Here is an 11,090-nt window from a genome sequence, read left to right as displayed (position 1 = left end):
TGGCATTTTTTCAAATTTAATCGGGGAAATTACCACTCCAACTGGCTATTATTTTGATTTAATTGGCCGGAATAAGGGCCCCATTGGCAATTTCTCAAACCCGGCTGGCAAACTCAACCCGCCACTTGCTCATTCCTTGGGTTCAATTGGCGGGAAGGCCGTATTCACAAAAGATTGTCAACTATTTAGAACGAAAACAAAGTACGCTTACCGACACATACATTTAGTAAAGTTTTGTAACTTGATCAGCGAACCTAAAATGACCTAAACGAAAGAATATGAACACGAATAAGCGCTCCCCTCTAATTTGTGAGCCAGCCCTAAAAAGTTTTTCGACAAAACAAAAAAAGCAATCCGAATAATAGCGGGATATATGTACCTGGTAAATATACACAGACGTTATAGCCTACTTAACAACCAGCAACGACAAATACACCTATGACAACAAACGATGATCAGCGAAAAATAAGTTTCATTTCTTCTTTCTATTCGCAGATCGATGAAAAAGTAAATTATTTTGAAAATTGTTGCCAAAAGGGATGTTCATATTGTTGCCATCAATCAATAGAAGTATTTTCAATGGAAAGAGTATTGATTGGTAAATATATAAAAGACAGTATTTCAAGAGCACTATTCTCTAAAATAAAAAGTAACCTAAATAATTGGTTAGATTACTTTGATAAACAAACACAAAATAAAACTGAGTTGGCAATGAACAACGATTATCCTGCATTTCGAGAACAAATTGTAAAGGATAAGATACCATGTCCTTTTTTAGTTGACAACCTTTGTTCAATCTATCCTGTTCGACCAATGACCTGTAGAACTCATTTTGTCCAAAACTCGCCACAACTATGTGCAAAAGACGGATTGAGAAATCCGTGCAAGATTTCAACAAACATAAGAGATGCCAGTGTTCTATATATGACAACCCATACAACATCAGAGATTTACTTACTGCCTATTACTGTAATTGAATTCTTTGAGGAAAACTAAGCCAATTCAGAAAATAAAAACAATTCAAAGTATTTAGTATACTTTATAGCGATTACAGTGGTATGCACGGGCGGGCTCCAGGACTAGTAAACAACAAACCAATCCATTATCAATTAAAATGAAAACACGCTTAAAATTGATTTTAATTCTGATTTCTTATTTATTCGTCTCTTGTTCTGACGATATCTCTCATCAAATGATCGGTGAATGGAAAATTTCGGATATGAGGGTCACTATGAAAAATGTACCCGAACAGTTACTTACAAATGCGAAGACCTTATCGCTTGCTACGAGCTATCAATTTAAAAATGACGGGCAATATTGTATGACCATTTCTAAAAACTCGTTAGAGCATGGACGAAAGCATAAAGGTGAAATGATCCTTGATCCTAAAAACAATCAAATTCATTTAAAAACAGACTCCTTACTGGTAGAGAAAAACGGCAACTGGGCGCTGATTGAAAAAAATGATTTGAATCGTCCTCTGTTTCAATCCATGTCTCTGAAAATTGAACAAATCACTTCGAATCAAATGATTCTATCAGAAAAAGAAAGCAACGGTGTGATTTATTACGCCTTAGACCGAATCAATGAATAATGCCTTTGCTCGACACGGGGCGACGTTGTAGTACCATAACGATTAAGCCATTACCTGTTCAAACTCAGCTAGACGTCTATAAACACCAGCAGGGCAAAGCCTATTGACTGCCGGATTCTTTATCTTTTTTCTGTCGCAGGCGCATACGGCCCAGGCTGTATCCCAGGGCAAAGGGAACGCCAAACAAGACACACACCAACAAAATGACATACACAATCACCTGGCGGATTAGTTTCACCAGGCCGTCGGTGGCTGTTTCAATCATGCTGTTGCCGGTTTGTTCCAACTCTTTGGTCAGGATGGCCCGCTGTTCATCGAAATAAATCTGCAGGGAGTCGCGTTGTCCGTCCAACTCTTGCAGGGCATTGGTCAGGGTGGCGTTCATGGAAAACACCAGGGGCGACAATTCCTCACTCATCCGCACGGCAATAATTCCCATCATCTCGGGCGACTCTTCCGCTATGGTGGCCAGGTTGTCGAGCAAAAGCGCCAGACTGTCGGCCCGCGCCAGCAGTTTCTCGTCAAGATCACCTTGCTCCCACCAAATCGACATGCGGTCTTTTTCCCATTCCAGGGTATTGCCCAGCTGGTTTTGGTAGCGCACCAGGCGATCGCCAAAATCGGCCCAAACTTCGGCCTGGGTTCCAATCGTTCGTGTGTAAGCCGTATCGGGAAGTTCCAAGTGGTCGAGCAGCGGTTTCAAGGTTTTGGGGGCTTGGGTAGAGAAGCCCGGCAAGGGATGAGCCATCGCGTAGCTTTCCGCAAATGCTTTGAGCTTCCGGTAGTCGGCGCCATCGTTAATTTTCCGCGCCATTTCATCCATTTTATGAGCAATCCGTTGGGTGGTTCCACGGGCCCGGTAGCCGTAGTCTCCGAGCAAGGAATCGGCCTGCGTGTCCATCAATTGCTTCCACTGCAGGCTCAACACCCACACATCGGTTAAGGAACTCTCCGGAATGGTTTGATAGCCCGCCTTGGTGTAAGCTGTTCCTGCATTCATTTTCCACCGAATGGCATTGATTTGGTACAAGGGTGCATGAGCCGTTTCGGCAATGATGGAGTCGGCTGTTTTCTCAATGTCGTCGCCAATTTCCTCCACAAAATTGCGGACCAAAATACGGGTGGTTAACTGGCGGGTCGTTAAAGGCTCGGCGTCAGTTTCAATACTAAACTTTAAAAGCGAGCAATTGCTAAACAGAATACTGATCGCTATGAAAAGAGTTATACGGAGTAGCTTCATACTTTTTTCGCAAAGTTATATGATTTCATGGCTTGAAACAATGCCCGGACAAACACCAGGAATGGCAGGAAGTGCGGGCTAAAACAGGAATCTGCCAAGCGATCCAACCAGCTGACCGCTAAAAAAAGCAGACCCGAAACCGGATCTGCTTGCTTAGGTATTTTGAAAATGCATTTACAATTTCACAACGACAGAAGCGCTGGCGCGATTGGCTTTCTCGCGGGCTTCGTCAACCGAGTTGGCACGGGCCAGACAAACTCCCATGCGGCGCTCGCCCTGAACTCCGGGCTTTCCGAAAAGGCGCACCTGCGTATCGGTTTCTTTAAGCACTTCGCCCAGGTTGCCAAAAGCCACTTGGGTCGACTCGCCTTTAACCATGATGACGCTGCTGGCTGACGGACCATGAAAATGAATGTTTGGAATGGGTAAGCCAAGCACGGCTCTTGCGTGCAGGGCAAATTCGCTTAAATCCTGCGAAATCATGGTCACCATGCCGGTATCGTGTGGGCGTGGCGACAGCTCGCTGAAATAGACCTGGTCATTTTTAATGAAGAATTCAACACCAAACAGGCCATAGCCTCCCAGTGCTTCCACAACAGCCTTGGCAATGCGTTGGGCTTCGCTCAGGGCTTTATCGGTCATCACCTGCGGTTGCCACGATTCCTGGTAGTCGCCACCTTCCTGGCGGTGTCCAATGGGTTCGCAAAACGAAACGCCATCCACATGACTGATGGTCAACAGGGTAATTTCGTAATCGAAATCAACAAAACCTTCCACAATCACGCGGTCGCTTTTTCCTCGGCCTCCTTCCAACGCATAGTTCCACGCTTGATCTATGTCGGCGGCACTTTTAACCACGCTCTGTCCTTTGCCCGACGAGCTCATGATGGGTTTTACCACACAAGGAAAGCCAATGGCTTCAACCGCCGCATCAAACTCGTCCTTGCTTCCTGCAAAACGGTAAGGCGAAGTTGAAAGGCCCAGTTTTTCAGCTGCCAGCGTCCGGATTCCTTCGCGGTTCATGGTCAGCTTGGTCGCATTGGCTGTGGGAATGACGTTGAACCCTTCCTTTTCCAGCTCAATCAGCGTGTCGGTGGCAATGGCCTCCACTTCAGGAATGATGTAATTGGGTTTTTCGCTGCGAATAATTTCGGCCAGCTTCTCGCCATCCAGCATGGAGGCAACATACGAGCGGTCGGCGACCTGCATGGCCGGCGCATTTTCGTAGCTGTCCACGGCAATCACTTCCAGGCCATAGCGCTGAAATTCAATAACCACTTCTTTTCCCAATTCACCCGAGCCAAGCATCAAGGCTTTGGTTGCTGTTGCAGAAAACGGAGTTCCTATGATTCTTTCGGTTTTAGTTCCCATTGTTTTGATTTTTTTTGAAAGCGCAAAAATAGTGTTATTTCTGAAAAAGAAGGGCTTTCCGGCAAGCTGTTTACCCACCGGGAGCGATCTTAATTTAAACTTTAAGTTGCCATTGGTCAGCTCGTTTTCATGGCTTCACACCCTCAAAAACCGCCTCTCCCTGTTGATTGTCTCTGGCCTTTTGTTGAAAAATCCCATTCACCGATTCTTCTTATTTGCCCGCTTATACGTAGATTCGAAAAAAAAATAGCCCAACAGCCGCATGAAAGAGTACCTCCAGTCGTTTAATTTGCTGACAAAGGAAGAAATTGATTCATTTGAACGCCAGGTTACCTGCAAGCACCTGAAGAAAGGTGAGTATTTTATCCGCGAAGGGAAGATTTGCAAGGAAGTGGCTTTTGTGCGTCAAGGCGTATTCCGGTCCTACTACCACTCCTCGTCCGGCGAAGAGATCACCTACTGTTTTACCTTTTCCAACGCGTTCCTTACGGCCTATTCTTCGTTGTTGTCTCAGGCTGAAACGGCCGAAAACATCCAGGCGCTCACTGATGTGGAGCTGTACTCCATCTCCCGAACAGCCCTTTTAAAGCTGGAAGCGTCCAGCCCCAACTGGGTGAAGCTACTCAAGCTTATTGCTGAGGAGCAATACATCAAACTGGAAAAGCGCATCTTCATTCTGCAAAAAGAAACGGCCGAAAAGCGCTATGAAGACTTGCTTAACAACCAGCCGGAACTGTTGCAGCTCATCCCGCTCAACTACCTGGCATCTTACTTGGGCATTACCCAGCGGCACTTGAGCCGAATCAGAAAGTCCTTGTCGAATTAGACAAATGTCCTTCGCCGGCATTGGTTTCGCCCCTTTCTTTGTCAGAAAAATAAGACATCGCCATGAAACACGTTTTAATCATCAACGGGCATCCCGACAAAGAAAGCTACAACCATGCCCTGGCAGAAGCCTACCTGGAAGGGGCCCGCAAAACCAAGGCCGTAATCTCGCTGATTCATATTTCGGATTTGGACTTCAACCCCAACCTGAAGTTTGGTTACCGCAAACGAACCGAGCTGGAGCCAGATTTAACCGAAGCCCTGGCAAAAATAAAAGCCGCCGATCATCTTGTTTGGGTTTTCCCGATGTGGTGGTCCGGCTACCCGGCACTCCTCAAAGGATTTATCGACCGGCTTTTTCTTCCGGGAATAACCTTTCAGCCCGTGAAAGGGAAGCCCCTGCCCCAGAGGCTGCTAAAAGGGAAAAGCGCCCGGATCATTCTGACAGCAGATTCTCCCCAATGGTACGATTACCTGTTTATGAAAAGGCCAGCCATTAACCAATTCAAAAAAGGCACCCTGGAGTTCTGCGGAATTAAGCCCGTTAAGGTAAGCTACATTGGACCGGTTAAAGACAGCAGTGCCAGCTATCGCGAAAAATGGCTGACTAAAGTAGGCCTGCTGGGCGAGCAATTGAAATAAGTCAGCAAGCACCTGAACCTTAATCCGGAAAACCGGACACAGGGAGTTTCCCAAAAGATCAAGTTCTTTTGGGAAACTTCTCCTTATCTTTTCAGAAAAAGTACTTTATCTTTTCGGAAACTTCTCCTTATCTCTTCGGAAAAAGTACTTTATCTTTTCAGGAACTTCTCCTTATCTTTTCGGCAAAAGCTCTTTATCTTTTTGCAAACTTCTCTTGTTCTTTTGCTGTTTCAGGCTTGCTTTCGAGTCCACAACACACCACTTTTAATGGCCGTTTTTTCCAACTCCTGCTGGTCGGCCAGTTGCTGCAACAGCGCTTCGCTGGCCTCCCTGCTTTGTCCGCTTAGTTCAGTAAACTCGCGGGTGGTCAGGGTCGGAAACTGATCGAACAAAGCGTTCCACGATTGATCGTAGTCCTTTTTCACCGCTTCCGGATGACTGTCGACAACGGCCTTTTCAAACATTTCATAGGGCTTAAACCCGATAATCACATGCTGCTCTTTGCCTTCACCGGAAATCAACAGCGTAGGAAAGCCCTTAACACCAAGCTCGCGGGCCAACTCCCGATCCCGGGCAAACAGCTTTTCCCCCTGCCCGTCCACATCGGCCTGAAGCTGGTCCACATCCAGCCCGCTTTGCTGAGCGGCAACAGCCATCGTTTCCCACCGGGCAATGTTTTTCTTTTGCACAAAAACCATCTCCCGCAACCGTCTTAAAAACTGAAGGGCCCTGGTTTCATCCTGTAACTGTGCAGCCTTAAAAGCAACCGACGGCGGAAAAGACGAATGCAACGGATCTTCCAGCCAAATGTCTCCATCAATAGGCATGTCGAAATAGCTGCTCAGTTCGTCCCAGTGGTGAGCCACATCCGACGGCTTACTTATTCCGCCACGGTTGTAGTTCCAGTCGGGCAGCAAGCCTCCCATGCGGTACTCCAGTTCCACCTCATCGCCATACTCCAGCATCAGTTTCCGCAACTGCGGTTCAATGCCCCAGCAAAAAGAGCAAATCGGATCGGAAAAGCAGATGATTTTTACCGGCTTCTTGCCGGCCAAACGATTGGTCTGGCTGCTTTGCAGGGGTTCCTCCGGCAGGCCACATACTCCAAGCACGGGATCACAAACCAGCGGATTATTCCTTTTTTCTTCCATATCATTTTTGATTTTAATGCCTGTAAAAGGCTTCATTTAAGTGACTATTTCAAATTTCCAACACCCGAACAATTAGGCGTTCTGTTCGTTTTTATAGGTTTTATCAGCTGATGAATCTTACAGCTGCAAAAATGATTTTTTTAAAGATACCAGTCAATAAGTCAGAAAAATATGACTACTACAAACGCCTGTAACACGGATGGGAATTGCCCGGCTGAGGGCCTGTTGAAACAGCTTTCGGGCAAGTGGAAACCCCAGATTTTTCGATTGGCCGCTGAAGGTCCTGTTCGTTTCAATGCCCTTTTACGCCAGTTGGAAGGCGCGAATAAGCAATCCATTGCGGTGGCATTGCGCGAACTTGAAAGCGGGGAAATACTGGAGAAAGTGGTTGTCCGGGAGAAACCCCTGCACATTGAATACCATTTATCGGAGAAAGGAAAATCGCTGCTTCCTGTTTTCAAAACACTGGAAACCCTGCTGTAGGATACTAATGAGCGGGAAACGGGGATCGAACCCGCGGCCCTCAGCTTGGGAAGCTGATGCTCTACCACTGAGCTACTCCCGCCTGCTTACGCGAACTTGTTCAAATGTAGTTCATTTTCAAATCCGTTGGATCACCGAGCATCGTTTTTTTTGTGTGGGTTTATTCTTCGGAGGAATGGCTTTCCTTTGAATCAGCAGCCTGTTCAATAAAGCGCAGGTTTCGTTTCAGCCCTTCAAACTTGGTGCGCTTAACGGCTGATTTTCGAAACAACTCGTTAAACATCGGACGCTCCATCTCCTGCCAATCCTGGCGGGTAAGTGACAACAGTTGCGGATGAGGCTCAAAATCCGGCTCCTGATGGGCCTCTGATTTCAGGTTCCAGGGACACACATCCTGGCAAATATCGCAGCCAAACACCCGATCCTTGAATTGCCCTTTCAGCGTTTCATCCAGTTCTCCTTTCAGCTCAATGGTTTGATAGGAAATACAGCGCCGGGCATCCACCACCCGCGGAGCCACAATTGCCTGCGTAGGACAAGCATCGATACAACGAGTACAAGTACCACAGTGGTCACGCACCTGACGCGTGTCGGGTTCCAGCTCCAGGTCGACAATCAGCTCTCCAATAAAAAAGAAGCTGCCATGCTCCACCGAAATCAGGTTAGTGTGCTTGCCTACCCAGCCCAGTCCGGCTTTGGCAGCCCACGCCTTATCCAGCACCGGAGCCGAATCCACAAACGGACGTCCGTTGCAAGGCGCCAGTTCTTCCTGAATAAAGTTCATCAAGGCATTCAGCTTGTCTTTCAGCACAAAATGATAGTCTTTGCCATAAGCGTACTTCGAAAGCACCGGCGCATCATCTTCCTGTTGTTGGGTGCCGGGAAAGTAATTCAGCAAAACGGAAATCACCGACTGGGCCCCCTCCACAATCAGGCGCGGGTCCAGGCGCATATCCACATGCCGCGCCATATAGCCCATTTCGCCATGCATGCCCTCATGCAGCCAGCGTTCCAGCCGGGATCTCTCCTCGTCCAGTTGCTCAGCCCTGGAAATCCCACAATCCAGAAACCCAAGTTCGAGGGCTTTGGCTTTTATTTTTTCTGAAAATATTTTTTGTGCTGTGCTCATACAAGGCTTAAATCTATAAACAAGTACGCTAAATTGAAACTCTTTATCTTTAAATCGAAGGTTATCAGGAACAAAGCTGGGTAGCCTGCCCTTGGTTAATATCTCCTGCCTGCTCTACCACAAAAACACTCCGCATCGCTTGCCACATGTTGCTTGTAGAGGTTATCAACAATTTGTTCATAACTTCAAATTCAGCGCCTTGGCGACAAAAAAAGGGTTCAGCTAACTAAAGCTCAACCCTTGCATCTTATTTTGGTTGGTACCGAAAACCTTTTCTTAAAAGAATCCCAGTTCCAAACGGGCTTCTTCACTCATCATCGATTTGTCCCATGGCGGTTCAAAGGTGAGCTCCACATGCGCATCTTCCACTCCCTCAACCGACAAAGCAGCCTGCCGGGTATCTTCCACCAGCATATCGGCCACCGGACAGCCCGGAGCAGTCAGGGTCATAATCACATTGGCCTTGTTATTTTCATCCACATCGATGTTATAAATTAGGCCTAAATCGTATATGTTTACCGGAATCTCCGGGTCATAAACTTCTTTTAAGTTCTCAATTATCAAATCTATTCTGGCATCCATAGCGTGTCCTCCTTAGCTTGAAATTCTGTTATAAGCAACAGCATATAACTTAATTTGTTTGATCATGGCCACCAATCCGTTGGAGCGTGTTGGCGACAAATGTTGCTTCAGACCAATGTCATCCACAAAGTGCAAATCGCTCTCCATCAGTTCCTGGGGTGTGCGCCCCGAAACCACGCGCAACAAAAGGGCTACCAAGCCTTTTACAATCACCGCATCACTTTCCCCTTCAAAATAGATTTTACCATCCTTAAACTCGGGTACTAGCCAAACCCGCGACTGGCATCCTTTAATCAGATGCTGATCATTTTTTTGTTTTGGGTCCAGGTCCTTCAAATCATTTCCCAACTCAATGAGGTAACTGTATTTATCCATCCAGTCTTCATAAATTGAGAATTCCTCCACAATCTCTTGTTGTATATTTTCTATGGTCATGAGCTTTAGCTTTTAAGGCTGCAAAGGTCGTAATTTTTTTAAGAAACACATAACAAATTAGCGCTCAACTCTTACCGTTTCTTCCAAAAAAATCCGGGATCAGTTGCAGTTTTTTGAATCATTCTAAATATCCCGGTGAATCTTCAATTTACAAACCAATTGATTATCTTCAAACCTCCCAAAAATCAATCACTATAAATCTTTAAATACATCAGAAAATGAATTCAATTGTAGGAACACAAACGGAAAAAAACTTACTAAAGGCCTTTGCCGGTGAGTCGCAAGCCAAAAACCGTTATGAGTTTTTCGCCAAGCAAGCGCGCAAAGAAGGCTTGCAGCAAATTGCTGCCATTTTTGAAGAAACTGCCATTAACGAACAAGCACATGCCAAACGCTTCTTCCGCTTTTTGGAAGGTGGCATGGTTGAAATTACAGCCAGCTATCCGGCCGGTGTTATCGGATCGACTCTGGAAAACCTGAAAGCAGCAGCTGATGGTGAAAACGAGGAGTGGACTGACTTGTACCCTGAGTTTGCCCGTATTGCCGAAGAGGAAGGATTCAAGCAAATTGCTGTGGTTTTCAAAACCATTGCTAAAATTGAGAAGCACCACGAAGAGCGCTACCGCAAGCTTTACGAAAACCTGGAAGAAGGTAGGGTGTTTGAGCGCGAGGACAAAGTAATCTGGAAATGCCGGGTTTGTGGCTTGTTGCACGAATCACAACGTCCACCCAAAAAATGTCCTGCCTGCGAGCATGAGCAAGAATATTTCGAAATTGAAGCGACAAACTATTAAGCTCAACTAAAAAAAATCGCCTGCTAAAAAGACAGGAAGACAGTAGCTGAAGGCTTCTGAAGCACGCTCAGCATAACTCGGTCTTTCGATCGCCTTTTGCAGGCGATTTTTTCATTATTCTTGCTATTTTTATGCGTATTCATGCCCAACATTCAACACATATTATCCAAGCGCTTCCCGTTTTTTGAAAGCGAGCTCCTGCAGGAAATTGAACAACATGGGGTTGTTCAGGAACTACATGCCGGAGAAGAGATTTTGCGCGAAGGGCAATTCATCAAGTCCTTTCCACTAATTCTGGAAGGAAGCCTGCGGGTAATCCGCCAGGAAGCCGACGGCCGCGAGTTACTCCTTTACTTTCTGAATCCGGGCGAGGTATGCTCCATGGCACTTACCTGCTGCATGGGCCAGCAGCAAAGCAACATCAGTGCCATTGCTGAGCAGGACAGCCTGATTATTCGCATTCCGGTTGAATTGCTCGACCAGTGGATGGTACGCTTTCCCGAGTGGAAGTCGTATGTGATGTACGCCTACCGCAAACGCTTTGACGAGCTGCTCGATACCATTGATGCCATCGCCTTTCAGAATTTGGACCAACGACTGCGACGCTTTTTTATGACCCGCTTTGAGGCGACCGGTGAAAAACGATACATCGGCAAACACCAGGACATTGCCTACCAGCTGAACAGCTCGCGCGAAGTGATTTCGCGGCTACTGAAAAAGATGGAACAACAAGGGCTGGTTAAAATCAGCCGAAATGAACTGGACTTCTCCCCGTTAATTAAGCTCAACGCTTAGGGAACTGGCTTATGTGACCCAAGTCACTTGCTGAAAGCAGGCAATCCTA

Annotated in this window: 14 protein-coding genes and 1 tRNA gene; 8 read left to right on the top strand and 7 right to left on the bottom strand. The window is 46.5% G+C overall.

The window, feature by feature from the left end; genetic code table 11:
* The 3 genes from ACRD6K_RS18010 to ACRD6K_RS18000 form a co-directional block, all read left to right on the top strand.
* The coding region (locus ACRD6K_RS18010; protein WP_430974394.1) for a hypothetical protein at positions 1-268 on the top strand (268 nt) is incomplete at its 5' end.
* A gap of 170 nt (positions 269-438) precedes the next feature.
* Positions 439-996 carry a YkgJ family cysteine cluster protein gene (locus ACRD6K_RS18005; RefSeq protein WP_299582599.1) on the top strand — a complete coding sequence of 186 codons (558 nt, stop codon included), beginning with the start codon at positions 439-441 and terminating at the stop codon, positions 994-996.
* Positions 997-1,114: 118 nt separating this feature from the next.
* Positions 1,115-1,594, top strand: coding sequence for a hypothetical protein (locus ACRD6K_RS18000; protein ID WP_430974393.1), 480 nt, complete (start codon positions 1,115-1,117; stop codon positions 1,592-1,594).
* 100 nt (positions 1,595-1,694) lie between these two features.
* Here the strand turns inward: ACRD6K_RS18000 and ACRD6K_RS17995 are convergent, their stop codons facing one another.
* Positions 1,695-2,834: a hypothetical protein gene (locus tag ACRD6K_RS17995; RefSeq protein ID WP_430974392.1), complete on the bottom strand. Its 1,140-nt coding sequence runs from the start codon at positions 2,832-2,834 to the stop codon at positions 1,695-1,697.
* A 174-nt stretch (positions 2,835-3,008) separates the two neighbouring features.
* Positions 3,009-4,205 (bottom strand): formate-dependent phosphoribosylglycinamide formyltransferase, encoded by a 1,197-nt coding sequence (gene purT, locus ACRD6K_RS17990; protein ID WP_430974391.1) that lies wholly within the window; start codon positions 4,203-4,205, stop codon positions 3,009-3,011.
* Positions 4,206-4,467: 262 nt separating this feature from the next.
* On the opposite strand from purT, the gene ACRD6K_RS17985 reads away from it, so the two are divergent.
* Positions 4,468-5,031 (top strand): Crp/Fnr family transcriptional regulator, encoded by a 564-nt coding sequence (locus ACRD6K_RS17985; protein ID WP_430974390.1) that lies wholly within the window; start codon positions 4,468-4,470, stop codon positions 5,029-5,031.
* 62 nt (positions 5,032-5,093) lie between these two features.
* Positions 5,094-5,672: an NAD(P)H-dependent oxidoreductase gene (locus ACRD6K_RS17980; RefSeq protein ID WP_430974389.1), complete on the top strand. Its 579-nt coding sequence runs from the start codon at positions 5,094-5,096 to the stop codon at positions 5,670-5,672.
* A gap of 230 nt (positions 5,673-5,902) precedes the next feature.
* On the opposite strand, the gene ACRD6K_RS17975 is transcribed toward ACRD6K_RS17980, so the two are convergent.
* Entirely contained in the window at positions 5,903-6,859 is a 957-nt protein-coding gene (locus tag ACRD6K_RS17975) for a DsbA family protein (RefSeq protein WP_430974388.1), read from the bottom strand.
* Between the two features lie 135 nt (positions 6,860-6,994).
* Here ACRD6K_RS17975 and ACRD6K_RS17970 point away from each other — a divergent pair, with 135 nt between their 5' ends.
* The gene (locus ACRD6K_RS17970) at positions 6,995-7,306 is read left to right on the top strand and encodes a winged helix-turn-helix transcriptional regulator (RefSeq protein ID WP_299582620.1); all 312 of its coding nucleotides are present in this window, start codon (positions 6,995-6,997) and stop codon (positions 7,304-7,306) included.
* A 10-nt stretch (positions 7,307-7,316) separates the two neighbouring features.
* Here ACRD6K_RS17970 and ACRD6K_RS17965 read toward each other — a convergent pair.
* The 4 genes from ACRD6K_RS17965 to ACRD6K_RS17950 all read right to left on the bottom strand — a co-directional run bounded on the left by ACRD6K_RS17965 (position 7,317) and on the right by ACRD6K_RS17950 (position 9,452).
* Positions 7,317-7,388, bottom strand: a tRNA-Gly gene (locus tag ACRD6K_RS17965).
* Between the two features lie 78 nt (positions 7,389-7,466).
* Positions 7,467-8,435, bottom strand: a complete 969-nt coding sequence (gene queG, locus ACRD6K_RS17960) for a tRNA epoxyqueuosine(34) reductase QueG (protein ID WP_430974387.1) — start codon at positions 8,433-8,435, stop codon at positions 7,467-7,469.
* Positions 8,436-8,711: 276 nt separating this feature from the next.
* Complete coding sequence (locus ACRD6K_RS17955) at positions 8,712-9,017, bottom strand: metal-sulfur cluster assembly factor (protein WP_430974386.1); 306 nt, start codon at positions 9,015-9,017, stop codon at positions 8,712-8,714.
* A 12-nt stretch (positions 9,018-9,029) separates the two neighbouring features.
* Positions 9,030-9,452, bottom strand: a complete 423-nt coding sequence (locus ACRD6K_RS17950; protein WP_299582630.1) for a SufE family protein — start codon at positions 9,450-9,452, stop codon at positions 9,030-9,032.
* Between the two features lie 218 nt (positions 9,453-9,670).
* Between ACRD6K_RS17950 and rbr the strand changes: the two genes are divergently transcribed.
* Positions 9,671-10,246 (top strand): rubrerythrin, encoded by a 576-nt coding sequence (gene rbr, locus ACRD6K_RS17945; RefSeq protein WP_430974385.1) that lies wholly within the window; start codon positions 9,671-9,673, stop codon positions 10,244-10,246.
* Positions 10,247-10,387: 141 nt separating this feature from the next.
* Positions 10,388-11,041 carry a Crp/Fnr family transcriptional regulator gene (locus tag ACRD6K_RS17940; protein ID WP_299582636.1) on the top strand — a complete coding sequence of 218 codons (654 nt, stop codon included), beginning with the start codon at positions 10,388-10,390 and terminating at the stop codon, positions 11,039-11,041.
* Positions 11,042-11,090 lie beyond the last annotated feature (49 nt).

Origin of the sequence: Sunxiuqinia rutila, assembly GCF_050589705.1 — a bacterium.
GTDB lineage: Bacteria > Bacteroidota > Bacteroidia > Bacteroidales > Prolixibacteraceae > Sunxiuqinia > Sunxiuqinia rutila.
The sequence above is the reverse complement of the archived record's forward strand: the minus strand, read 5'-3'. Positions and strand labels throughout refer to the sequence as shown.

What these genes read in the sequence shown, in the direction of transcription:
- ACRD6K_RS18005 (WP_299582599.1), top strand. Translation starts at nt 439, where the DNA reads ATGACAACAAACGATGATCAGCGAAAAATAAGTTTCATTTCTTCTTTC.
- ACRD6K_RS18000 (WP_430974393.1), top strand. Translation starts at nt 1,115, where the DNA reads ATGAAAACACGCTTAAAATTGATTTTAATTCTGATTTCTTATTTATTC.
- ACRD6K_RS17995 (WP_430974392.1), bottom strand. Translation starts at nt 2,834, where the DNA reads ATGAAGCTACTCCGTATAACTCTTTTCATAGCGATCAGTATTCTGTTT.
- purT (WP_430974391.1), bottom strand. Translation starts at nt 4,205, where the DNA reads ATGGGAACTAAAACCGAAAGAATCATAGGAACTCCGTTTTCTGCAACA.
- ACRD6K_RS17985 (WP_430974390.1), top strand. Translation starts at nt 4,468, where the DNA reads ATGAAAGAGTACCTCCAGTCGTTTAATTTGCTGACAAAGGAAGAAATT.
- ACRD6K_RS17980 (WP_430974389.1), top strand. Translation starts at nt 5,094, where the DNA reads ATGAAACACGTTTTAATCATCAACGGGCATCCCGACAAAGAAAGCTAC.
- ACRD6K_RS17975 (WP_430974388.1), bottom strand. Translation starts at nt 6,859, where the DNA reads ATGAAGCCTTTTACAGGCATTAAAATCAAAAATGATATGGAAGAAAAA.
- ACRD6K_RS17970 (WP_299582620.1), top strand. Translation starts at nt 6,995, where the DNA reads ATGACTACTACAAACGCCTGTAACACGGATGGGAATTGCCCGGCTGAG.
- queG (WP_430974387.1), bottom strand. Translation starts at nt 8,435, where the DNA reads ATGAGCACAGCACAAAAAATATTTTCAGAAAAAATAAAAGCCAAAGCC.
- ACRD6K_RS17955 (WP_430974386.1), bottom strand. Translation starts at nt 9,017, where the DNA reads ATGGATGCCAGAATAGATTTGATAATTGAGAACTTAAAAGAAGTTTAT.
- ACRD6K_RS17950 (WP_299582630.1), bottom strand. Translation starts at nt 9,452, where the DNA reads ATGACCATAGAAAATATACAACAAGAGATTGTGGAGGAATTCTCAATT.
- rbr (WP_430974385.1), top strand. Translation starts at nt 9,671, where the DNA reads ATGAATTCAATTGTAGGAACACAAACGGAAAAAAACTTACTAAAGGCC.
- ACRD6K_RS17940 (WP_299582636.1), top strand. Translation starts at nt 10,388, where the DNA reads ATGCCCAACATTCAACACATATTATCCAAGCGCTTCCCGTTTTTTGAA.